Raw genomic sequence first — 21,381 nt, forward strand, 5'->3', positions numbered from 1 at the left:
CGAGGTTTTGTTTATGCTTCTTCGATGGCCAGGCAGTCAAGGGCTTGTTTGGAGCGTGTACGAGCTTCTTCGACTGTCGAAGCCGAGGACAGCGCGACCGCCATGCGACGGCCTACCTTCGTCACCGGCTTGCCGAAGACGCGCACTTGCGTGTAAGGCACGGCCAACGCATCCGCGACGCCGGCGATCTTGTACGTCTCGAGTTCCTGATCCGCCTTAAGAGGACGACTCGCTCCCGGTGTGATCAGCGCGATTTCCGGAATCGGAAAGCCCAATATGGCGCGCACATGCAAGGCGAATTCGGACAAGTTCTGCGTGACGAGCGTGACCAAACCGGTGTCATGCGGTCTGGGAGAAACTTCGCTGAAATACACTCTATCCTTCGCCAGGAATAGCTCTACGCCAAACAAACCATAGCCGCCGAGCTCATCCGTAATCGTCTTCGCGATATGCTTCGCTTCCTCGAGCTGCTGCTCCGACATCGCATGCGGCTGCCACGACTCGATATAGTCGCCGCTCTCCTGGATATGCCCGATCGGAGCGCAGAAGCTTGTCCCATTAACCGAACGAATGGTGAGCAGCGTAATCTCGGACTCGAAGCGGATGAACTCCTCAATAATGACCCGACCGTTCTGAACGCGTCCGCCTTCCATCGCGATCGTCCAGCATTTCTCGATGTCGGCAGCGCTGCGGCAGACGCTTTGGCCTTTGCCCGAGGAGCTCATTAGCGGCTTGATCACGCATGGATAGCCGGTTTCCTGGACTGCTTGGGTGAATTCCTCGTACGTATCGGCAAACTTGTAGCCGGCCGTAGGCAATTCCAGCGTCTCGGAAGCGAGCCGGCGAATGCCCTCGCGGTCCATCGTCAGCTTAGCTGCTCTAGCGGTTGGGATGACCCGGAATCCTTCCTCCTCCAGCTTCACCAGCTCCGCTGTCGCGAGCGCTTCGATCTCGGGCACGATCAGATCCGGCTTCTCCCGTTCGATCAGCTCGCGCAGCTTCTCCGCATCGAGCATGTTGATCACATAGCTGCGATCCGCCACATGCATCGCAGGAGCATCCGCATAGCGGTCAACGGCGATCGTCTCTACACCCAGGCGCTGCGCCTCAATGATCACTTCCTTGCCGAGCTCGCCGGAGCCGAGCAGCATCAACTTCTTAGTTACGTACATTTTGTTCTCCCTCCGTCAGGTTCATTCGCTTTTCGCCGCGATTTCGCCCACTTGTCAGCACGATCATACAGGTTTCGTCGGCGAATTGCAATGGGCTCCAAGTCGATTGTTCCGGAAAAGCGGCTCGTACTATTCTACTATGGAAGCTGTACCCACTGATGCGGGGTCAGACCGGCACGATGGCCGTACTCGAGAATCGTCATAATCGCGATCGTCTCCGCGGAATCGACCTTGATTTTCTTGGTTTCGAAGAATGATGCCAGATCGCGAATAAACAGCTGGAAAAAGTTCGATTCCGGCTTCAACACCGCCGCTTGACCGGCCTGATAGTTCACGGTGAGCCCGAACGGACATTCCCAGCCGAAATGGTTGACAGTCGCTTGACGTCCGTCGGCGAATCCGATCAGCAGGGCAGGCGAGTGAGACGTTCCCGTGAACATGACGCGCTTCACATCCGTCCCCATCAGCGACACAATCGGCTCGACCTGATGAATCGCATAGTTGTCGAAGCGCCCCGGCCCTACGCTGAGGATCGTCTCGATGCCCTCGCGATTCGCCTCCCTATACTCGCTTGCGAAACGCAGCGCAGAGGATGAGAACATCGGCGTCGCGTGTTTGTCGGCGAGCTCGAACAGACGCAGCGCAGTCGCCCGGTCCGGCGCGAACGTTTTATCGATGTAAGTCGGTTTCCCGGATTTCAGAGGCAGCTGCGCCAGCCGCTCATGGTATTCCGGATGATCCGGCGACAGCACGATCAAGTAATCGCTTCGCTCCACCACATCCTCGATGGTCGTCAGCAGCTCGATGCCCTTTTCCCCGCACCAAGCGGCGTTCGTCTTGCCGGTCGGCGAGTCGCTCAACCCGTAGGCATATGCTACCTTCATTGCGCCGTTTGTCGCTTCTTCGATCCAGCCGGGATATTTTAGCGCGTGCCATTCGTCCAAATAATAATCGATGAATCCAATTTTCTTCATGCAGGTCCCTTCCGTTCCGGAGATATGTGTGTCCACTCATTCCCTCAGCCACATTGTAACATCGGAGAAGCGGAGCGGGTACCCGATTCTCAAGTCCAAAGCTATAAATTTGATTGCTTTATGGTAAAATGGAGAACGGAAGCGACAGATCGGAGGATTGTGCGAGTTGGATTATATTATATTGGATATCGAGTTCAACGGGCGGAAGTTTGCCAGTGAATTGCCCATGGAAGTGCTGGAGATCGGCGCCGTCCGGCTGGACGAACAGCTGCGTGTTGTCGACGAGTTTTCTTGTCTGATCCGCCCCCTTTATTTTGCCAAGCTGAACAGCTTCATTAAGAAAAAGACCGGCATCCCCCAAGAAGGCATCGACCGGGCCGAACGTTTCCCGAAGGTCATCCAGGCATTCATCGACTGGCTCTCTCGCAGCGACAAGTACATGCTCGTCACTTGGGGCGGCGAGGATATGAAACGGATCGTGCAGGACACGCGGCTGCATAAGCTCGACGATACCCTCTGGCTGCAGGCCGACTATTACGATTTGTTGAAAGGCTATCTGCGGTTCAAGCAGTTGAAAAACGACGTCAGCGTCGAAGCCGCGATGCTCGAGCTTGGCATTGAGTCCGACGGCACCGCCCATCGGGCGCTCGAGGATGCGAAGATGACGGCGGAGGTGTTCCGGCGCGTCTTCCCTTCACTCCACTTCGAGGAGGCGCAGCGTTATAGGGACGTGTTCTCGAACGCCAAGGAACGGCGCCTGGTCAAGATGGCGATCCGCACCCTCACGATGCACAAAAAAACACCGACCTGGGAGCTGGTGTACGAGAAATATTTGAAGGACAAAATTCCTCTGGACGATCCGCGTAAGGTAGAGGAGCTGCGTCAATATTGCGAGGAGGCGCTGGCGAAGCCGGTTCGGATTGGCGGCAATGTGCTGAACGGGGATGCAGCCGGGGGCGGATCGGAAGACTTGAGCGCGGACGACGCTGGCGATGAGGAGTAAATTGCAGAAAGTGCGGGGCAGCGAACGGCTCCGCACTTTTTTTTGAGCACATAACGCCTGGGGCTATACGGATCTAATCCATCTCATAAATCGACCCCGGCCGGCTGGCATAAAACTCCGTGTACACTTTCTCCGCATACGCATCCGTCATCCCGGCGATATAGTCGGCCACCATACGCTGCCACGTCCACTTGCCCTTCTGCTGCTCGTAGGTGTCGATCCAGTCCCGGGGCAAAATAAGTCGGCCATGCGCTTCGTCCTTGAAGCTGTCCCACAGCCGATGAATCATGATCTCGCTTCGTTTATGCAGCCGTTGCACCCGGAAGTCCTTAATCAGAGTAACCCACGCCAGCTTTTTCAGAATCTCCATCGTGCGCAGCAAATCCAGGTCCTGCTGGCCGTCGCGCGTCAGCGTCACTCGTTTCCACCCCGTGCTCGGATCGTCGATGATGCCGACTTGGTTGGCGAACCGCCGCACCCAGCGGGCTTTCAGCTCGCGGCGCGTACGGGAAGGCTCGCGGTTGCACTCCATGTAGATCGCTTCCCACTCTTGGAGAAATTGCACGAGCACCTGTTTAACCATAAGCGGCAAATCGATGGCGCCCCATTGCATTTTATCGTGGCCGGGATCCTCCTCGATCTCCTTAACCACGTCGTCCACCATCCGGTCGTCCTCGAACAGCGTGCGGTTCATCTGAATTTTGCCGGCGCGAATCCCGTCCTCGATGTCGTGCGTGGAGTAAGCGATGTCGTCGCACAGGTCCATAAGCTGGGCTTCCAGCGTGGCGCAGCCTTCCGGCATCCCCCATTGCTGGCGCAGCTGATGGATCGACTCCCACTCGCTCCGGTACATCCCTTTCACGCGCCCCGGCTCATCGATGCAATAAGGATACTTATTGATCGCGAGCAGCACCGCCGCCGTCAGATCTAGCCCGCTGTCGCTGCCGGCCCGTTTCTCGAGAAACATCAGAATCCGGTAATTTTGCGCGTTGCCCTCGTACTTCAGGCCGTGTTCCTGGGTCAGCAGCTCATTCAGCACCTCTTCCCCCTTGTGGCCGAACGGCGGATGCCCAAGATCATGAGCGAGCGATGCACACTCCACAACCTCCGGCTCGATGAGCAGCCCGGGATGTTCTCGTTTGGCGAGAAACGGATAGCTGTTCCCGAGTCTGCGCGCCACCTCCCGAGCAATTTGCGACACTTCTATCGAATGAGTGAGCCTTGTCCGGTAATAATCCCCCGTGCCAGCGCCGAAAACCTGCGATTTCCCCTGCAGCCTGCGGAACGCCGGCGATTGGATTAACCGCGCGTAATCCTTCTCATACTCGTCCCGGTTTTCGCTGGAATGGAGATGGTCGAAATCGTGAAGCCTTAGCTTTCTGATGTTCATCTAGTACACCCTCCGAACTTTCACGTACGATCCTACTGCTAACATATGATAGCAAACGTGACATTGCGAAAACAAGCGGGAGCCGGCTTGTATCCGCATTTTGATCCTCTGCCCTGTAACACTCGAGCTTTTCGGAAGACGCAGGGTATTTTTACCGGCAGCCAAGCTTTATAATGGAAAGGGATCCAGATCGGACAGATTTGCCTTTGGAGGTGTATCGCCGTATGAACGTTATCAAGCTGAAAGACCGGCAGGAGCTGGACAAGAAGGTGCCTTCCATGCCGTGGTACGTCGAGAAATTTATCAATTACAAGCTGCCCGACCTCTCTCCTTCCTCCCTTCTGGAATATGTGCGCGACTACGAAACGTTTTTCTCCTGGCTGCTGGCCGAAGGGTTAAGCGACGCCCAGGCGATTCGCGCCATACCGATCGAGGTGCTGGAGCGGCTCCGGATGGACGAGATCGATCACTATAAGATGTTCCTCGCCACGCGCAAAGAGCAAGCCAACTCGAGAACGACGATTTCACGGAAGCTCTCTTCGTTGCGGTCCCTCTTCCACTACTTGAGTCAAATCGCCGAGGATGAGAATTATTATCCGCTGCTCAAGCGCAACATTATGGCGAAGGTGGAAATCAAACGCACGCACAAGCCGAAGGATACAGCCGCCAAACTCGAGGGCAAGCTGTTGCAGGAAGCTGAGATTCTGGAGTTTATCGAATATGTGAAACAAGGCTACCCAGGCGCCGTCGCGAACAATAAGCAAGCTGCTTATTCCTATGAACGCAATCGGGTTCGGGATATTTGTATCATCAGTCTCATCCTGAACTCGGGGCTACGGGTGTCGGAGCTGGTCAATTTGAACGTGGACGATCTGGATTTGAAAAAAAAGCTGGTGCATGTGTACCGAAAAGGGAAAAACGACGAGACGTTCAAAACGCCTGTGTACTTCCGCCAGGATGCGATAGAGGAGCTGCAAGCCTATCTGGAGCTAAGAGCGTTGCGCTACACCCCGGAGAAACGTGAAAAAGCCTTGTTCCTGGCCGTAGCGAACGGCTCGAAGCAAGGCAAACGAATGACGAAACGCGCCATCCAGGAGCTTGTAATCAAGTACGCAAAGTATTTCGGCAAGCCGTTCCTGTCCGTCCACAAGCTGCGCCACTCGTTCGCGACCGACTATTACTTGCGGAACGACTTGTACAAAACCCAGGAGCAGCTCGGCCACGCCTCGCCGGAGACGACGCAAATCTATGCGCATCTGACGGACAAGACGATGGCCGAAGCAATTGACAAGCGCGGGGAGTGAGCGTGTGAGCTGACTCGCGTGTCGGTTAACCTTCCAGCAGCAGCGACTCCGGATCCTCCAGCAGCTGCTTGAGCGTGACGAGGAACCGCACCGCTTCCGCACCGTCGACGATTCGATGGTCATAAGAGAGCGCCACGTACATCATTTGGCGGTTCTCCATACGTTCCGCGTCGATCGCGACTGGCCGCAGTTGAATTTTGTGCATCCCGAGGATGCCGACCTGCGGCGCGTTCAAGATCGGTGTCGACAAGAGCGAGCCGAATACGCCGCCGTTCGTAATCGTGAACGTGCCGCCTTGCAGATCGGCGAGCCCAAGCGAATTCGAGCGCGCTTTCTCGGCGAGCTCGGCGATCCGCTTCTCGATGCCGGCGAAGCTCAGCCGGTCCGCGTCGCGCACGACCGGTACGACGAGCCCTTCCTTGGCGGAGACGGCGATGCCGATGTCGTAGTAGTTTTTCACGACGATCTCGTCCCCTTGGATTTCCGCGTTAAGCAGCGGGAATGCTTTCAAGGCGCCGATGACGGCCTTCGTGAAGAACGACATGAAGCCCAGGCCGATGTCGTGTTTCTCGAGGAACGACTGCTTGCGTCGTTTGCGGATGTCGAGAATCGCGGTCATGTCGATCTCGTTGAAGGTTGTCAGCATCGCCGCCGTGCGCTGCGCCTCGACGAGGCGCGTGGCGATCGTTTGGCGGCGGCGGGTCATTTTGCGCCGCTCCTCCGGCTTGCCGGATGGAGCGACTATTGGTGCGGCGGCGGCAGGCGTTGCTGCAGCCGCGCGGGGTTGGGCCGGCGGCGGCGCGATGGACGGCGCCGCGAAGGTGTTGATCTCGCCCTGGCGGATGCGACCCATCGGGTCGTTCGGCTGCACGGCGGCCAGGTCGATGCCTTTCTCCCGAGCGAGCTTGCGAGCGCCGGGAGAGGCCAGCACGCTGCCGCCGGCAGTGGCGGCGGCAGCCGCGGCCGGAGCTGACGGCGCAGGAGGCGCGTCGCTCGGCGGCTCCGGCTGTATCGCCTCACTTGCCGTGGCGGAGTTGCCGGCCGCTACTGCAGTGCCGTTGGCCGACGTAGCCGGGCTCGCCGCACCGCCGGCGTTAGCGCCGGCCTCAGCTACAGCTACAGCTCCTGCGCCGATTCGGCCGATCGTTTCACCTACTTGCACGGTGTCGCCTTCCTGGCGCAGGATTTGATCAATCGTCCCCGCTACCTCGGCGTTGATCTCTATGTTCACTTTATCCGTCTCCAGTTCTGCGAGCATGGCCCCTACTTGAACGGAGTCGCCTTCCTTCACCAGCCACTTCGTGATCGTGCCTTCGACGATCGATTCGCCCATCTCGGGTACTCGAATGTCACTCATGGTCGTGATCCCCCTTCTCCTTCTCAATCGTCATTCCGTCGCTACGGCTCAATGCAGTTGTAACGATCCGCTTCTGCTCCGCATTATGCACATGCTGGAAGCCGCTGGCCGGGCTCGACCGTTTCGGACGGCCGACGTACCGCACTTCCACATGCTCGCCGACCCGGGAGAGTATACGAGGCTCGACATAGTTCCACGCCCCCATGTTCTGAGGCTCTTCTTGAACCCAGTACACTTCCTTCAAGTTCGGGAATCGGCTGATCAGCCGTTCGATATCGCTTTTCGGGAACGGGTACAACTGCTCTATCCGAGCGATATGCAGCCAGCTCCAATCCGGCTTGTCCGCGGATTCGTCCAGCGCAGTCGCCAGATCGATCGCCACTTTGCCCGTGCACAGCACCAACCGTTCCACTAGCTCCGGCTCATCGCCAAGCCCTGGCTGCTCCAGCACCATCTGAAATACGCCCTCGCTCAGCTCAACCGGGTCGGACGCTACATAGGCGTTGCGGATCAAGCTCTTCGGCGACATGACAATCAGCGGGCGCAGTTCTTCCCCCGGAGGGATCGCTGCCTGACGGCGCAGCAGATGAAAGTACTGTGCCGCCGACGTCAAGTTGGCGATCGTCATGTTGTCCTCGGCAGCCAAGGTGAGGAATCGTTCCAGCCTGGCGCTGGAGTGCTCCGGTCCTTGTCCCTCATAACCGTGAGGGAGCAGCATGACGACACCCGAATGCTGCTGCCATTTGCCGCGTCCCGCCGAGATGAACTGATCGATGATGACTTGCGCCGCGTTGGCGAAATCGCCGTACTGCGCTTCCCAGATGACGAGCGTCTCCGGGGCGTACACATTATAGCCGTAGTCGAAGCCTAGCACGGACGCCTCAGCAAGGGGGCTGTTATAGATCGCGAACGAAGCTCGCGCTTCCGGAAGGGTGTGCAGCGGACAGAAGCCTTCGCCCGTCACCGCATCGTGCAGCACTAGATTCCGGTGAGCGAACGTCGCTCGTTCGGTGTCCTGCCCGCTAAGCCGGATCGGCTTGCCGTCCGCCAGAATCGTTGCGAACGCCAGCGTCTCCGCCAAGCCCCAATCCACCTTGCCGCCCGGCTGCAGCGCTTCGGCCCGTCGCTTTAAGATGCGCTCAAGCTTGTTGTAGATGGTGAACGGTTCCGGCCATTTCAACAAATTGGCGTTGATCGTCTGAAGCCGATCGAGCGGTACGGACGTGACATGCTCCTCCATCGGACTTCTTCTAGCTCCAGCCTTTTCCTCCGTATGCGGTTGATGCTCCTTTTTCTCGTCCTCCTTGACCGTATCCAGGGCACTTTGCAGAACTGCAAGATTGTCATTCCGCATCGTTTGTAGCCGATCCGCCGTTACAAGCCCTTTACCCTGAAGCGAATCGGCATAAAGCGTTGCGACACGAGGGTGTTTGTTAATCGTCATATATTGAAGCGGCTGGGTCGTTCCCGGATCATCCGTCTCGTTGTGGCCGAATCGCCGGTAGCCGATCAGATCGATCAAGAAGTCTTTGCGGAAACGGGTCCGGTACTCGCAAGCGATTCGAACGGCGGCAATACAGGCTTCAGGATCGTCGGCATTAACATGGACGATCGGGATTTCGTATCCTTTCGCCAAATCACTTGCATAATGCGTGGAACGCGAATCGTCGCTGTCGGTCGTAAAGCCGATCCGATTGTTCACGATGATGTGGATCGTCCCTCCGCTCTCATAGCCGATCAGCTTCTTGAAGTTCAACGTTTCGGCGACGATGCCCTCTCCGGCAAAAGCGGCGTCGCCATGCATCAGCACAGCCGCTGCGCTGCCGAAATCCGCCTTCGGATAACCTGCCTTCGTGCGGTCGTCCTGGGCTGCGCGGGCGAAGCCTTGCACAACCGGGTTCACGTACTCCAGGTGGCTAGGGTTGTTCGCCAGCGTCAATCTCGTCTCTACTGTCTCTCCCGATTTGACCGAACGATGCGCCCCCAAATGGTATTTCACGTCGCCTGTCCACCCGAAGTTGATGCCGAGCGAACCTTCGGACGGAAACAAATCTTTATTAGGCGCGTGGTGGAACTCGGAGAAAATATGGCTGTACGGCTTGCCCAGCACATGCGCGAGCACGTTGAGCCGCCCCCGATGGGCCATCCCCATCAGAATGTTGTTGGCGCCGTCATGCGCCAGCTCACGGACGATCTCGTCCAGCATCGGCACGAGCATATCCGTTCCTTCGATGGAGAAGCGCTTTTGCCCGACGAAAGCCCGCTGCAAAAACGTCTCGAACTGCTCGACCTCGATCAGTCGATTCAGCAAGACAGTGCGCTCCTTCGTCTGCAGCGGCTTCGCCGCCATCCCCGACTCGACTTGACGAAGCAGCCACAACCGCTCGTCCTCCGCATGGATATGCGCGAACTCGAAGCCGATCGATTGCGTATAAATGTCGCGCAGCCTGCCGATCACCTCCCACCCGTTGCGAACCGTTTCCGGCGCCTCCTCCCAGATGAGGGAGGCCGGGATCGCCTTCAAGTCGGCTTCGCTGAGCCTATACATCTCGGGCTCCATGTAGCGGGAATCCGTCGAGACAGAGATGCCAAGCGTATCGGTTCGTGCGGCCAAGTGGCCGTAAGTTCTGATATTACGGACGAGCTTGCCGGCGTCTACGATTTTTTTCAAATAGACGGGGTCGTTCGCTTGTGGACCTGTCGACAGGATAGTCGTCTCGGGAGCCCCTCCCTTCCTTTCCGGAAGAGAGAAGGCAGTAGGGACACTCGGCGGCCCCCATTGCTCGAACAGCTCGCGGAACGCGGCATCGACCGTTTCCGGCTGCTCGAGGTAGCGGTCATACATATCCAGGACATAGCCCAGATTCGGTCCATAATAATGCTGCCAGGGAGAAGAAATGGACGACTGTTCAGTCGGCATGAAACATACCTCCGAATCGTTCTGTATAATAATAGGAGCTTATCAGTTACTTACCCTTTCCATCCTTAGCCATCCCAATGCGCGCCGAGGAAAAATAGGGTTCTTGCTCCCATATTACCCCAATCAATCGTTCTCGAATAATATTTGTTTCGTAATGGAATGATCTATTTTCGAGAACGATAAGACGCAAACAACCGTTTCGCCGCAACAGTGCCGGAACGGCGAACTAGCGTTATGCGGGAGACTGTCGATTAATTGGTAAATCAAGGCGCCAAACGATACTCAACGACTAATGACCTGACCGGGAACTTCCGGTCAGGTTATTCTTATGCTCGGCAGGCTGACGATGAGATCTGATGGTTACTTGGAGTTCCCTACCGCGTTGTGCATTTTGCGTAACTCTCAGCTCAAACCTTTGCGTTAGCAGCACACCCTCCCGTTCCCGACCAAGTAACCTTGCCTTTCTAGTCCGGTCTGAACCAAACTTCGCTCCGTATGAACCATTTTTCGCAAGCCTGCTCCGAAATTCCCCAACTATGAACTCAAGTACATAACTCGAGAAGCCAGCTTCCCGAGTTATGTACTTAGGTTCATAGAACGCCCTGCTGCACGCTGGAGTCGGAAATCGGTTCACAGCCTCTGAACCTGGATTCATAAGGGCCGCTCCGGTTGGGGCGAGATATAGTTTGACTTGATTGCGGAGTGGTCGGTTGGGTAGGGAAAGCGCTCCGCGTTCGGATCAGATGTACAACCATTCTACATCTGAAGCTCAAAATGCCCCCAATTCGGCTGCAGTTGTAGAGGATTTGTACAACTGCACCCAAAAGCGGGCTGTTTTCGCAGTCCAAGTATAATAAATAGACATCTGAATCGCTTAAATCAGTGTCAGCTGTACAAATCTTGTACATCTGAGTCCTGAGAAAGCCAATTTCGGTTCCTAGTTGTACAAATCTTCTACACCTAGGAGGTGGGACGCTCGCCCTGCGGGCGACGTAGGGAATGGTTCCCTGGAGAGCGGAGATTAGGGAATAGAGCAAGACCTTATCCCCAATCCTCAGCGCGCTCGATCTTGACGGCGCACAGCTTGAACTCCGGCATCCGGCTCGTCGGGTCGAGCGCGTCGCTCGTGAGCTGATTCACCGACAGCTGCTCGCCCAGTGGAACGGCATGAACACGGTCTCTCATTTTCGATGAGTCGATAGCCCGGGAGCTGATCCGCCTACTGTCTATGCTCGCAGCCGCCTTGGCTGTTCGCTTGCCCGGTAACGGCGCCGTAGCTGCAGCCCGCCCGGCCGATTTTCCCCGTCACCAGAGAAAGGTTAATGTAGTTAAGTGATTTCTCGACGCCGTTTACTTGCTACACCAACAGTTCCCGACTGCCGCCGCCGAAACCGACGCAGACGATGAAGCCGGGCTCATGACGAGCGCCCGACCGGCCGAAGCATACGACATTTTGCGGAAGCAGGCGATGAATGAGCGCAAACGGATGGCCGATGTCGCCACCTCGATCGTCAAAGTGTATCAGCTGCTGCAAGAAGAAAACAAAGGGGCCGCAAACGATGATCGCTTTGTTGAAGGAAGTGGGACGGGGAACGGGGAGCGCGGGATTTGACTTACGAGGAAGCGAGGTTTGCGGCGGACAGCATCTTGAACGGTACCGCGACTCCGGTGTAAATCGGCGCCATTCTCGTCGCGGAACGAATTAAGATGGAATCGCCGGAGGAGATCCTGGCGTTCATCGATTCACTGAAGCCTCATCGGCGAAGCTATCCGATGCCGGACAGCCTCGATTGCGCGGGACCTTATGACGGACGGCTCCGCTCCTTCTTCGCCACCTTGCCCTGCGCGTTCGTTCTATCGGCTTGCGACTTGCCGCCGCCGAGCAAAGCGGATTCCTCTTCGTTCCGACCGAGAGCTGGTGTCCTCCTCTTGGCGCTCTTCGCGAAACGAGACGCCAGCTTGGGCTTCGCACCGTGTACAACACCGTAGAGAAGCTGCTTCGTTTCGGCGAGTCGCCCTACATGGCTTGGATGTCTAAAAGCGATGGCGATACGGGCTGGCTGATCCTCCTTCACACATCAACCCCCAGGCAGCAATTCTACACGGAGCGTTTTTTCAACGCAGCCAATAGCGCCCATCGCCGCTCCGATTTGCGCTTATACTTCGGGAGGCTGCGGTAGATGTTCCCCGTCTCGCGGAACGCTTCCGCCGCCTCTTGTTTGCGTCCGAGCCGCTCGTACAAGACGCCGATCCGGAAGTAAGCCTCGCATGAGGAAGATTGCACGCTGCGGAATTGCTGCAGATCCTGTACCGCTTGCTCCGGCTTCGAAGTGGCGAACGCCTCGCCCAGCTTCAAGTATGGCTCCCCATATTTCAATCTGGGGTTACGCTCCAGACTGTCGCGGATCAGCTTCTCCCCTTCTGCCGTCTCTCCGAGCATTAGCTTGCACAAGCCCAGCTCATATCGAATTTCTGCGGAATCCTCCATGATCGGCAGCACTTGCTCCAACATCCCGTGCGCTTCGGCGAACTTCTTTTTCTCGATCAGCAGTCGAGCAGCCTCCACCTTGCTCCTGGAATCATGCGGATTAGCGGCTAATTCGTTTCTAAGCTGCGACAGTCGGCGATTTCGGCGGAACGGCTTCGTGAGACTCGGCGTCAGCCCGATAAATCGGCGATCGATCAAATACAACACGACCAACAAAACTAGCAGCGCAAGAAACGGATTGCCCAAAAAACGCCAGAGCAAAAAGAACACCAATATTTTCCCCATAGGTTCCCCTCCTGCTAATGGGTGCGATGCCGCTCCACTTTCAAGTAAGCCTTTTGAATAATTATTAACGAGGTAAACTATTTAGTGAAGCCTGCACCAATTGATCAAATGCTTCGTCATCTTCCTCCAGCCAATCTTCTACGGCTGTAATCTGCTCCTCGTTGCCGGATTCGTTCAGGAACAGAAGAGCATATTCCCACTCTTGCCCTTTTTTGCTGAACAAAGTAATCTCGTAGGGCTTGGCATGGGTTTCCACAGTGAAATGAACCCGTCCCAAATACCCTTCTCCCTTCGAATACGTCATTGCCGCTTGCACGATCGATAGCTTCATCGCCTACGCCTCAATTCATTAATGTCATTAAATATTTCCAAACTGCATCCATCGTCCGTTCCAGATTCGTCTGCCCTGCCGAGCTCCTAAACCGCTCGCCGCTGCGAAAGTAGTCCGGATGTCCTCCCATCAACCGGAGCTCCTCAACTACGCTTGGTGCATGAAGCTGTGGATCCCATACCGGTATCCCCGATCTCAACCGGCGCCATCCGCCCCAATGGCCGATTCTCGTGACGGGATCTCTCGATTTACTTGTGGAATCAACCCCATAGTAATAGGCGGTTGTCGCCTTCAAGTGCGGTGGAACGGCCAGCTTAGGCGCTCCGATCTGGATAATAATCGGCGGCCTGATTACCCTTCTGTTCAACACCGCTGCCGTATGGATCGCAGCCAGAGCACCCGCACTATGGCCGATCAACACCAGCACACGATCCTGGTCCCCGGTTTGCTCTTGCCCTTCAAGCAGCTGATCCGCCAGAGCTCGGCCTCGAACGGATGCCCCCGCATGAAGCGCACGGCGAGACATGTCTCGCCGTGCCTCCGCCACCTGGCGCCAGAGCGGGCGATTCCAATCTCCATACGGATGCAGCAATTGAACGCGAGTCTCCAGGCCAGCGTCGCGGAATCGAGCTTCTAGGACTTCCTTCAGCGGCAACATGAAGCTCCACTCTGTCGCCACGCCTGACAACAAAACGACCTCCACCCTGGACAAGCTCATTGGTGTGTAGGTAGTGTCAGCCCCAGCTGCCGCAGCATTCGACCGAATTGACCCGGAGGCAACGATTCAAACTTGCGGCCGTCCGGCATGACGATTTTCCAAGCATGCAGCAGTTGATGATTTACATCCGCCACCTCTCGGCCGCCGTATTTGATATCGCCTAACAACGGGTGGCCGATGCTCTGGAAATGCGTCCGAATTTGGTGCGTGCGACCGCTGATCAGCTCGACCTCGACAAGCGTGTACCCGTTCGCTGTATGGAGCGGCCGGAATTTCGTCACCGCTTCCTTCTCCGTTTCCTTCTCTTCTGCGGTCGTGGCGATCGCCGTTCGGTTTTCTTTCTCTATCCGCGTTAGGGGCTTCGCAATCGTCGATTCTCTCGCAAGCTTGCCTTCCACGATCGTCACATAATATTTCTCCATCTCGCGGCGTTGAATCCACTGGTTCAGCTGATGCAGCATGCCGGCCGTTTTGCCGATCAAGACCAACCCGCTCGTATTGCGGTCCAACCGGTTAGCCGTCGCCGGCAGGAAGTAGGCGCTGTCCAGCTCGCCTTTTTTGTACAAATACGCATGCACCCGATTGATCAGCGTGTCGCGCTGTTCGGCTTGATCCGGATGGGTCAGCAGCCCGACAGGTTTGTTCGCGACCAGCAGCTCCGTGTCCTCGTATACTACGTCGATCTGCGTGCTGATTCCTGCAAATTTCGGCTTTTTGACCGCCTTGTCGCCTCCGCCGCTTGCTTGCTGATACGACTCTTCCTCCATATAAATGTGGAGCTCGTCGCCGGCCGCCATTTCGTAGTTTTGATTTTTGCGCTTGCCGTTCACCCGCACCTTGCCTTGATCGATCATCTTATAGATTTGTCCGAGCGGGATGTTCGGCAATAGATTGCGCAAATACCGGTGCAGCCGCTTGCCTCCCTCGGAATGGGTCACCGTACGGGTTATCATGCTTGGAACACTCCTGTCTCTACCTTCGCTTATCAGCATGATCATACCTTACCGGGTGCTCCGATTCAAGCCAAGCCTATGCATATTATGGAGGAAACAGAAGATACTGACGGTAATATCAACCAGAATTCCATATTAGACCAGAAAGGCGGATTACGCCATGTTCACCAGACTCTCCTTGCAAGCCGAGCCGCAGCAGCTCGCCGATCGTTTCTCCATTGATCCAGTTGTGCTGAGTTACGCCAAAGGCGATCTGCAATCCCGACAACCGATTCCCGTCCTGTTCGCCGATGAGAACCAGCTGAAGCTTGACCGCTACACATGGGGCATCTTCCCGTTCTGGGCCAAAGACTCGATCAATGCGGCCAGCGAGACGATTCACGAGAAACGAGGCTACAAACGGAATTTGGCCAAATGCCGCTGCGTCATCCCGAGCGATGCTTTCTACAGCGAGGTGCAGGAAGGCAAAACAAGCAAGACGATCGAGTACAAATTTCCGGATCAGCGGCTGTTCGGGATTGCCGGCTTGTATGATGTGTGGGATTTCCCGGACGGCAGCGAGTACCGCAGCGCGACGATTCTGACCACTTGGTCGAGCAGGTCCGTCTCGCCCTACTCCGAGCGGATGCCGGCCATTCTGGACGAATCCGGAATCAACCGTTGGCTGGATGGAAAGGTGACCGATACCGAAGAGCTGCTGCCGCTGCTGCGCGCCTATGAATCGGAATCACTGGCGGTTGTTGTGCATTAGCAGGAGCTTGACAAGCCTGGAGGCATCCTTATACGCTACTCCTATAAAGGTTGATGGGGGTAACGGTGCAGATGCTGTTCAAACAACGGATCGCGGAAGGCATTGCGGAAGGCCGAATCACACTGGCGTTTCGCAGGTGGGAGCAACTGCGAGTGAAACCGGGCAGTCGCGTTATGACGGTTGCAGGTGTTGTTGAGATCGTGATGGTGGCGCGGGTTGAGGCGGGGGAAATACGCGTCGAGGAAGCCGAGCTGGCGGGATATTCGTCGGTGGAAGCGCTGATGAAAGAAGTCGACTCCTTCAGCACCGAAGGGACGATCTATCGAATGGCGGTGCGGCTAGTCGGCGCCGATCCCCGCGAGCGGCTTCGCGAGCAAGACCGGTTGGATCTCGGCGAAGGAGACGAGCTAGTCCGCAAGCTGGATCGGCTCGACCGGGCGAGCCCGCGCGGCGCCTGGACCCGTGAGACGCTGCTCGTCGTGAGCCGGAATCCCGGCGTCCGGGCGGCGGAGCTCGCCGAGCAGGTAGGGATGGAGACGGAGCCGTTCAAGCTGAACGTACGCAAGCTCAAGAACTTGGGCTTGACGATCAGCCTCGGAACCGGCTACCGCATTTCGCCGCGCGGCGAAGCGATGATGAAGCTGCTCGGCTTGAGCTAGAGCGGCTCTTTGGCTTGCACGGACTGAGCTAACTCAACTCACTTCCACCGGCCAATTGTATTCGAATATCCGTATTCAATTGGAGATCAAACCGGCTTCACCAGCCAGTTCGTGCTAAGCCATGCGTGGCGCACCAAAAGCAGGGACGCTGGATATTCAGCGTCCCCTTCTTGGCGTGCGACCCTGACGAGCGCCGCGGCTTGGCTTGGAGGAAGAGGAGGGCTGATGCCGTGATCCTCCCGTCCCGCCGCTCGTGCCTCTCTTTGCTCCTTCATCGGTTCGTCCAACTTCCGCTCGGCGATCCCGACCAACTCGAGCTCTGCTATCCGCAGCTCCTGTGTACCCGGCATCAGATCGCCGGTTCCTGCCGCTCCCGTCTTTGTTTCCACCAGCACCCGAGTAACCCGTCGCCGAGAGGCCGCGGTCCCTGCTTCGGTTCCCGGGTCCCTGACTGCCTTCCCGTTTGCCGCCGTTTCCCTCGCGTGCAATAGGCGGCCTGCCTTGCTCAGTCTTGGCGACGCCGAGCCGCCTGGCGTCGCCGGACGTTTGCCGCGGCTGCCGCCTCTCGCCCGGATAGCCGCCACGCCCGGCATTTCGCCCGGTACCGCCAGCGCCACCTGCCTCCCGATTCTCGCCGTTGCCAGCCCCGGTTCCCCGCTCGCGCTCCAGTGCAAACCCAAGCTCCTTCTCGATCTGCGTGAGGTACATCGCATCCCGCGGCGCCGCGAGCGTGATAGCCGTCCCCTTCTGCCCCGCCCTCGCGGTCCGGCCGATGCGATGAATGTAGCTCTCCGCGTCATGCGGGATGTCGTAATTGAACACATGCGTGACGCCTTCCACGTCGAGTCCCCGCGCGGCAACATCGGTCGCCACCAGGATCTGCAGCTCCGCTTCCCGAAATCGCTTCATCACTTGCTCCCGCTTTGCTTGCGTCAGATCGCCGTGCAGCTCATCCACATTGAGCCCATACCCGAGCAGCGCCTCGGCCAGCTTTTTCGCGCGAATCTTCGTCCGACAGAAGACGACGGCCAAATAAGGCCGGCACTTCTCAATCATACTCACCAATGTGGATTGTTTCGCCCGGTCGGTCGTTTCAACCACCACCTGCCGAATCCCTTCTACGGTAATCCGCTTCCCAAGCACGCGTATATCCTGCGGGTTCCTCATGTAGTCGGCGGCCAGTTGGCGCACATGATCCGGCATCGTAGCCGAGAACAGCATCGTCTGCCGTACGACCGGAGTCTGCTCGATTATCGCCTCTACTTCGGGCAAATAGCCGATATGAAGCATCTGATCCGCTTCATCCAGCACCAGCATCGACAGCCGATCCAGTCGAATCGACTCCCGGCGAAGATGGTCGAGCAGCCGACCCGGCGTCGCTACGATCAGATGCGGCGCCTCCTTCAGCTTCAACAGCTGCGCCGTCACATCTTGCCCGCCGTACGCGGCCAACACCGTCACCCCGACGGCACCGCTCAGCTTCTTCACTTCATCCGTAATCTGGATCGCCAGCTCCCGCGTCGGGGTTACGATCAGCCCTTGCACATGCGGCAGCTCGGGGTTCACTCGCTCCAGCAGCGGAAGCACGAAAGCGAGCGTCTTGCCGGTTCCGGTCTGCGCCTGGACGATAACATCGTTCCCTGCCAACGCTACCGGCAATGTACGCTCTTGCACCGGCGTCGGCTGGACAAGTCCGTTTCGCCGCAGCGCCTCCGTCAGTTCATGCCGCAAGCCAAGCTTGGAAAATGCAGTAGTGGTCATACGTTCGGCTCCTTCATGCAGGTCAAACTTCTTGCCTGCTCTCAGTAACCCAGTGTACCCTACTTTCCCCCGAAACGTAAACAGCCGCTTCTACGATCAATCTTCTTCCTTCAAAACGTACTTCTTATAATAGCGCCCCCAGTGCGGTCTCGTCCCATCGCGATCGACGAAATCGTATTCCTCGGACAGTCCCCATGTGCTGAGCACCCTCCCCGTTTTTTCCCCGACATTAGGGTCCGCAGCCAGTGCGGCAACTGCCCGCCCGATATATCCCGGCGTCTCCGACGCAATGAAATGCGGATCCCGGAGCGCGCCGTCCCGCCAATTGTCCTCGGTCACGCCGAACAGCTCCAGCATCATCTCCGACCGTAAAAATCCCGGGGTTAGCGCAACGACCGTCACATGATGCTCTCGCAAATCGGCCGCCATCGCTTCCGCCAAATGGATATTCGAAATTTTCACCAAGCTGTAAAACAAATTGCCGCGATACGCGTAATCCGTGCCATCCGTTATCTCGATAACTAAGCCTTGGTTGCGCTCCACCATGAGCGGGACGCCGTAATGGCTCGTTATAATATGAGAATGTATGCAATTCCGCTGCATAAGCAGCCCGTTTTCAAGCGAATGCTCCCAGAACTTCTGGCCCCACACCGTCAGCGGATCGCCGCCCCATACGTCGTTGACCAAAATGTCCAGTCGACCGCCCTGCTCCTCGCGCACCCGCTCGAACAATCGCTTGACATCCTCCTCCACGGTATGATCGACACGTATAGGAATGCCTACACCCCCGGCTTGCGTCACCAGCTCCGCCGTCTCGTCGATCGTCTCCGCGCGCCCTTCTATCGCCGGCTTGCCGCCGCGAACGCTTCGCCCCGTCACATATACCGTCGCGCCTTCAGCTCCCAAGGCAACGGCGATACCCCGCCCGGCTCCCCGTGTAGCTCCCGCAACTACGGCCACTTTTCCTTTCAACCTTCCGCTCATCCCTAGCACCCTCCATCCAATCTCAACTTCTTTCCCTTACAAACTTAGAGTATCCTAGATATACGACAACCCCTGTCATATTCATCTGCTAAACTAGAAATACTGAGCGGAGGAGGCATACCAAGGATGAGAGCGGATCGTTTGTTGTCAATTTTGATGCTGCTGGAGGTTCACCGGAAAATGACGGCGGACGAATTGGCCCGCCGGCTGGAAGTGTCCGAGCGGACCATTCATCGCGACATGGAGGCGTTAAGCGCCGCCGGCATTCCGGTTTATGCGGAACGAGGCGCGCATGGAGGCTGGGTGCTGCAGGAACATTATCATTTCCGGCTCAATGGCTTGAAGCAGGACGAGCTGTTCAGCTTGTTCGTCCCATTGTCGGCACGGATGCTCGGCGAGCTTGGTATGGAGCCGGCATCGGAGGCTGCGCTGCGCAAGCTGTCCGCTGCACTGTCGCCTTCGCTGCGACGAGACGCCGATTTCGCAAGGGAGCGGCTGCATATTGACGGTGCCGGCTGGAGCGGCCGCCGCGAAGAGGTTCCTTCCCTGCAGCTGCTGCATACGGCGGTTTGGGAGGAGCGTCAAGTCGCCTTCCATTATCGCAAACCCGGCGAAGCCGGCCACGCCGCTCCAGCCGGCAACACGAACAAGACCAAACGGATCGTTCATCCGCTTGGCCTTGTTGCGAAAGGACAAACCTGGTACCTGGTCGCCGCAGAACCAGACAGCGCGACGATCAAATCGTTCCGAATATCCAGGATCGAAGCGGCGGAGCTCCTTCCCCAGCCGATTCATCGGCCGGAAGGATTCGAGCTCGCCCACTACTGGGAGCAATTCAAGCAAGAGCTGCAATCGTCTCTGCCTAAATATATGACGACCTTGCGAATCAACCAACCGGCACTAAACAAACTGAAACACACGATGTTCGTACGGATAGAGAACGAGACCGCCGACAACGATTATTTCCTGGTCACCGCCGACTTCCAATCGCTCTCCTACGCCATCCAGTTTCTCGCCGGTTATGGCGCCGGGATTCAGGTTTTGGAGCCGGAAGAGCTCCGTCTCGCGGTAATTCGCCACACATCAGCGATACTTGCCATGTACGAAAGTCCTGCTTCCGCCCCTCTCCCCCGACCGGAGCCGCAGTAACCGTCCAGGCCCGCCGCACTAGCGCTCGCGCCAATCGACAGCACCTGGCACGGCCTGCCAGTAACATGGCGGTTCTTAGCGATTAGTGCGCTTGCCTGGGAAATAAACACGGTGCCGAGTGTTATTTCCCGCTTTTCTTCGCTCTAACCACAGCTGTTTCAATTGACTGAACTTTCTAATTTCACTTTCTATGTGTTCACGATTATCCTGTGTTTCGGCCAACGGTTCGCAGAGAAGCCAGCTGTCCCCGTTTCTTATGTATAGCTTCATTTCCGGCAGCTCCACATAAATCGGAATTTGCCAGCTGCCTTCGCCTTCTCGTCCAGCCTGTTCAAACCATTGTTCCCGAACCGCGAGCGCCAGCGAATAGCGCCTTCCCCAGCATACGATGCCGGACGCCGTCACCGTCGCCGTACCGGCTTGCACTCTAGATCCCAACCGACTCCCTCCCCTTCCGCTCGATGGGCTACTAGTGCATCTTACCAGTTCCAGTCGATGTTGCAAGAGGGAATATTTGGGCTTTCCGGTTCATATGAATTTATGAAATATCCTTGGACAAGGAGGGGCTCGAATGCGCAGGCTTCAGCGTTTGGCGGCGATCGTCGCAGGCAGCATGCTGCTGGCGATCGGAATCAATTTTTTCCTCGTCCCCTTCGAGGTGCTCGATGGCGGGATCATCGGCATGGCGCTGATGGTCAGCTATTTGACGGACATGAAAGTCGGTCTCGCCAGCGTCATATGCAGCATCCCGTTTTTCATCCTTAGCTGGTTCAAGCACCGGGCTTTGTTCTTCAGCAGCCTGCAGGGACTGATCATCTCCTGGCTACTGATCGATCTAGCCCAGCCCTTCCAATATTACTTCATCTATTTGGTGGAGCTGTCTCCTCCTGTAAGCTCGATGATCGGCGGCGGTTTGATCGGCACCGGCTTCGGCATTATGCTCCGCTACAACCTGAGCACCGGCGGGACGGACTTGCTCGCTCATTTCGTTTCCCGTTCGTCACGCTTCAACGTTGGATTTATATTGTTCGGACTCGATGTCGTCATCGTGACGATCGGGGGCTTTCTTTTCTCCGCAGAAACGTTCCTGCTCTCGGTCATGTCAATCTCCGCAGGCGGAATGGCCACCGGCTTGTGCACCTGGAAGCCTCCGTCCCAATACGCCCGCTATCATCGATAACG

21 protein-coding genes and 1 pseudogene are annotated in these 21,381 nt (G+C 57.1%); 7 read left to right on the forward strand and 15 right to left on the reverse strand.

Going from position 1 to position 21,381, the window contains the following annotated elements; genetic code table 11:
• Positions 1-11: 11 nt before the first annotated feature.
• Both purT and PKO02S_RS01160 read right to left on the reverse strand, forming a co-directional pair.
• Positions 12-1,172 (reverse strand): phosphoribosylglycinamide formyltransferase 2, encoded by a 1,161-nt coding sequence (purT, locus tag PKO02S_RS01155; RefSeq protein WP_127579180.1) that lies wholly within the window; start codon positions 1,170-1,172, stop codon positions 12-14.
• Between the two features lie 137 nt (positions 1,173-1,309).
• On the reverse strand, positions 1,310-2,146 hold the full coding sequence (locus PKO02S_RS01160; RefSeq protein ID WP_127579182.1) for a Gfo/Idh/MocA family oxidoreductase: 837 nt from the start codon (positions 2,144-2,146) through the stop codon (positions 1,310-1,312).
• 166 nt (positions 2,147-2,312) lie between these two features.
• On the opposite strand from PKO02S_RS01160, the gene PKO02S_RS01165 reads away from it, so the two are divergent.
• On the forward strand, positions 2,313-3,149 hold the full coding sequence (locus PKO02S_RS01165) for a 3'-5' exonuclease (RefSeq protein ID WP_127579184.1): 837 nt from the start codon (positions 2,313-2,315) through the stop codon (positions 3,147-3,149).
• Between the two features lie 73 nt (positions 3,150-3,222).
• Here the strand turns inward: PKO02S_RS01165 and PKO02S_RS01170 are convergent, their stop codons facing one another.
• Positions 3,223-4,539 carry a deoxyguanosinetriphosphate triphosphohydrolase family protein gene (locus tag PKO02S_RS01170; RefSeq protein ID WP_127579186.1) on the reverse strand — a complete coding sequence of 439 codons (1,317 nt, stop codon included), beginning with the start codon at positions 4,537-4,539 and terminating at the stop codon, positions 3,223-3,225.
• A gap of 224 nt (positions 4,540-4,763) precedes the next feature.
• On the opposite strand from PKO02S_RS01170, the gene xerS reads away from it, so the two are divergent.
• Entirely contained in the window at positions 4,764-5,843 is a 1,080-nt protein-coding gene (xerS, locus tag PKO02S_RS01175) for a tyrosine recombinase XerS (protein WP_127579188.1), read from the forward strand.
• A 25-nt stretch (positions 5,844-5,868) separates the two neighbouring features.
• On the opposite strand, the gene odhB is transcribed toward xerS, so the two are convergent.
• The 3 genes from odhB to PKO02S_RS32180 all read right to left on the reverse strand — a co-directional run bounded on the left by odhB (position 5,869) and on the right by PKO02S_RS32180 (position 11,305).
• A complete protein-coding gene (gene odhB / locus PKO02S_RS01180) occupies positions 5,869-7,200 on the reverse strand; it encodes a 2-oxoglutarate dehydrogenase complex dihydrolipoyllysine-residue succinyltransferase (RefSeq protein WP_127579190.1) in 1,332 nt (443 codons plus the stop codon).
• Positions 7,193-10,120 carry a 2-oxoglutarate dehydrogenase E1 component gene (locus PKO02S_RS01185; RefSeq protein ID WP_127579192.1) on the reverse strand — a complete coding sequence of 976 codons (2,928 nt, stop codon included), beginning with the start codon at positions 10,118-10,120 and terminating at the stop codon, positions 7,193-7,195. The genes odhB and PKO02S_RS01185 overlap by 8 nt, the downstream gene beginning before the upstream one ends.
• A gap of 1,041 nt (positions 10,121-11,161) precedes the next feature.
• Positions 11,162-11,305, reverse strand: coding sequence for a hypothetical protein (locus tag PKO02S_RS32180; protein WP_164821229.1), 144 nt, complete (start codon positions 11,303-11,305; stop codon positions 11,162-11,164).
• 250 nt (positions 11,306-11,555) lie between these two features.
• On the opposite strand from PKO02S_RS32180, the pseudogene PKO02S_RS01190 reads away from it, so the two are divergent.
• Positions 11,556-11,732 (forward strand): annotated as a pseudogene (locus PKO02S_RS01190) (ANTAR domain-containing protein); the annotation flags it as partial.
• A 1-nt stretch (position 11,733) separates the two neighbouring features.
• Here PKO02S_RS01190 and PKO02S_RS33565 read toward each other — a convergent pair.
• The 6 genes from PKO02S_RS33565 to PKO02S_RS01220 form a co-directional block, all read right to left on the reverse strand.
• Positions 11,734-11,859 carry a hypothetical protein gene (locus PKO02S_RS33565; RefSeq protein WP_281280394.1) on the reverse strand — a complete coding sequence of 42 codons (126 nt, stop codon included), beginning with the start codon at positions 11,857-11,859 and terminating at the stop codon, positions 11,734-11,736.
• Positions 11,860-11,922: 63 nt separating this feature from the next.
• Positions 11,923-12,195: a hypothetical protein gene (locus PKO02S_RS01200; protein ID WP_127579193.1), complete on the reverse strand. Its 273-nt coding sequence runs from the start codon at positions 12,193-12,195 to the stop codon at positions 11,923-11,925.
• Positions 12,196-12,218: 23 nt separating this feature from the next.
• Positions 12,219-12,893: a tetratricopeptide repeat protein gene (locus PKO02S_RS01205; RefSeq protein ID WP_127579195.1), complete on the reverse strand. Its 675-nt coding sequence runs from the start codon at positions 12,891-12,893 to the stop codon at positions 12,219-12,221.
• A gap of 64 nt (positions 12,894-12,957) precedes the next feature.
• The gene (locus PKO02S_RS01210) at positions 12,958-13,224 is read right to left on the reverse strand and encodes a hypothetical protein (protein WP_127579197.1); all 267 of its coding nucleotides are present in this window, start codon (positions 13,222-13,224) and stop codon (positions 12,958-12,960) included.
• 10 nt (positions 13,225-13,234) lie between these two features.
• Positions 13,235-13,912 carry a hypothetical protein gene (locus tag PKO02S_RS01215; protein ID WP_127579199.1) on the reverse strand — a complete coding sequence of 226 codons (678 nt, stop codon included), beginning with the start codon at positions 13,910-13,912 and terminating at the stop codon, positions 13,235-13,237.
• A 26-nt stretch (positions 13,913-13,938) separates the two neighbouring features.
• Positions 13,939-14,895, reverse strand: a complete 957-nt coding sequence (locus PKO02S_RS01220) for an RluA family pseudouridine synthase (protein ID WP_164821230.1) — start codon at positions 14,893-14,895, stop codon at positions 13,939-13,941.
• Positions 14,896-15,055: 160 nt separating this feature from the next.
• On the opposite strand from PKO02S_RS01220, the gene PKO02S_RS01225 reads away from it, so the two are divergent.
• Entirely contained in the window at positions 15,056-15,646 is a 591-nt protein-coding gene (locus PKO02S_RS01225) for an SOS response-associated peptidase (RefSeq protein WP_127579204.1), read from the forward strand.
• Between the two features lie 71 nt (positions 15,647-15,717).
• Entirely contained in the window at positions 15,718-16,305 is a 588-nt protein-coding gene (locus PKO02S_RS01230) for an ASCH domain-containing protein (protein WP_127579206.1), read from the forward strand.
• Positions 16,306-16,461: 156 nt separating this feature from the next.
• On the opposite strand, the gene PKO02S_RS01235 is transcribed toward PKO02S_RS01230, so the two are convergent.
• Positions 16,462-18,066 carry a DEAD/DEAH box helicase gene (locus tag PKO02S_RS01235; RefSeq protein ID WP_127579208.1) on the reverse strand — a complete coding sequence of 535 codons (1,605 nt, stop codon included), beginning with the start codon at positions 18,064-18,066 and terminating at the stop codon, positions 16,462-16,464.
• 96 nt (positions 18,067-18,162) lie between these two features.
• Entirely contained in the window at positions 18,163-19,050 is an 888-nt protein-coding gene (locus tag PKO02S_RS01240) for an SDR family oxidoreductase (RefSeq protein ID WP_127579210.1), read from the reverse strand.
• A gap of 126 nt (positions 19,051-19,176) precedes the next feature.
• Here PKO02S_RS01240 and PKO02S_RS01245 point away from each other — a divergent pair, with 126 nt between their 5' ends.
• Positions 19,177-20,199, forward strand: a complete 1,023-nt coding sequence (locus PKO02S_RS01245) for a helix-turn-helix transcriptional regulator (RefSeq protein WP_127579212.1) — start codon at positions 19,177-19,179, stop codon at positions 20,197-20,199.
• Positions 20,200-20,274: 75 nt separating this feature from the next.
• On the opposite strand, the gene PKO02S_RS01250 is transcribed toward PKO02S_RS01245, so the two are convergent.
• The gene (locus PKO02S_RS01250) at positions 20,275-20,637 is read right to left on the reverse strand and encodes a hypothetical protein (protein ID WP_127579214.1); all 363 of its coding nucleotides are present in this window, start codon (positions 20,635-20,637) and stop codon (positions 20,275-20,277) included.
• A gap of 133 nt (positions 20,638-20,770) precedes the next feature.
• On the opposite strand from PKO02S_RS01250, the gene PKO02S_RS01255 reads away from it, so the two are divergent.
• Positions 20,771-21,379, forward strand: coding sequence for a YitT family protein (locus PKO02S_RS01255; protein ID WP_127579216.1), 609 nt, complete (start codon positions 20,771-20,773; stop codon positions 21,377-21,379).
• Positions 21,380-21,381: the final 2 nt, after the last annotated feature.

The sequence above is a fragment of the Paenibacillus koleovorans NBRC 103111 genome, assembly GCF_004000845.1.
Taxonomy (GTDB): Bacteria; Bacillota; Bacilli; order Paenibacillales; family NBRC-103111; genus Paenibacillus_AA; species Paenibacillus_AA koleovorans.

Bases quoted from the DNA above. Each gene is read 5' to 3' on its own strand.
- PKO02S_RS01160 (WP_127579182.1), bottom strand. From the start codon at position 2,146: ATGAAGAAAATTGGATTCATCGATTATTATTTGGACGAATGGCACGCG.
- PKO02S_RS01220 (WP_164821230.1), bottom strand. From the start codon at position 14,895: ATGATAACCCGTACGGTGACCCATTCCGAGGGAGGCAAGCGGCTGCAC.
- PKO02S_RS01235 (WP_127579208.1), bottom strand. From the start codon at position 18,066: ATGACCACTACTGCATTTTCCAAGCTTGGCTTGCGGCATGAACTGACG.
- PKO02S_RS01225 (WP_127579204.1), top strand. From the start codon at position 15,056: ATGTTCACCAGACTCTCCTTGCAAGCCGAGCCGCAGCAGCTCGCCGAT.
- PKO02S_RS01230 (WP_127579206.1), top strand. From the start codon at position 15,718: ATGCTGTTCAAACAACGGATCGCGGAAGGCATTGCGGAAGGCCGAATC.
- PKO02S_RS32180 (WP_164821229.1), bottom strand. From the start codon at position 11,305: ATGAGAGACCGTGTTCATGCCGTTCCACTGGGCGAGCAGCTGTCGGTG.
- PKO02S_RS01185 (WP_127579192.1), bottom strand. From the start codon at position 10,120: ATGCCGACTGAACAGTCGTCCATTTCTTCTCCCTGGCAGCATTATTAT.
- PKO02S_RS01255 (WP_127579216.1), top strand. From the start codon at position 20,771: ATGCGCAGGCTTCAGCGTTTGGCGGCGATCGTCGCAGGCAGCATGCTG.
- xerS (WP_127579188.1), top strand. From the start codon at position 4,764: ATGAACGTTATCAAGCTGAAAGACCGGCAGGAGCTGGACAAGAAGGTG.
- PKO02S_RS01245 (WP_127579212.1), top strand. From the start codon at position 19,177: ATGAGAGCGGATCGTTTGTTGTCAATTTTGATGCTGCTGGAGGTTCAC.
- PKO02S_RS01210 (WP_127579197.1), bottom strand. From the start codon at position 13,224: ATGAAGCTATCGATCGTGCAAGCGGCAATGACGTATTCGAAGGGAGAA.
- PKO02S_RS01240 (WP_127579210.1), bottom strand. From the start codon at position 19,050: ATGAGCGGAAGGTTGAAAGGAAAAGTGGCCGTAGTTGCGGGAGCTACA.
- purT (WP_127579180.1), bottom strand. From the start codon at position 1,172: ATGTACGTAACTAAGAAGTTGATGCTGCTCGGCTCCGGCGAGCTCGGC.
- PKO02S_RS01170 (WP_127579186.1), bottom strand. From the start codon at position 4,539: ATGAACATCAGAAAGCTAAGGCTTCACGATTTCGACCATCTCCATTCC.
- PKO02S_RS01205 (WP_127579195.1), bottom strand. From the start codon at position 12,893: ATGGGGAAAATATTGGTGTTCTTTTTGCTCTGGCGTTTTTTGGGCAAT.
- PKO02S_RS33565 (WP_281280394.1), bottom strand. From the start codon at position 11,859: ATGAACGCCAGGATCTCCTCCGGCGATTCCATCTTAATTCGTTCCGCG.
- odhB (WP_127579190.1), bottom strand. From the start codon at position 7,200: ATGAGTGACATTCGAGTACCCGAGATGGGCGAATCGATCGTCGAAGGC.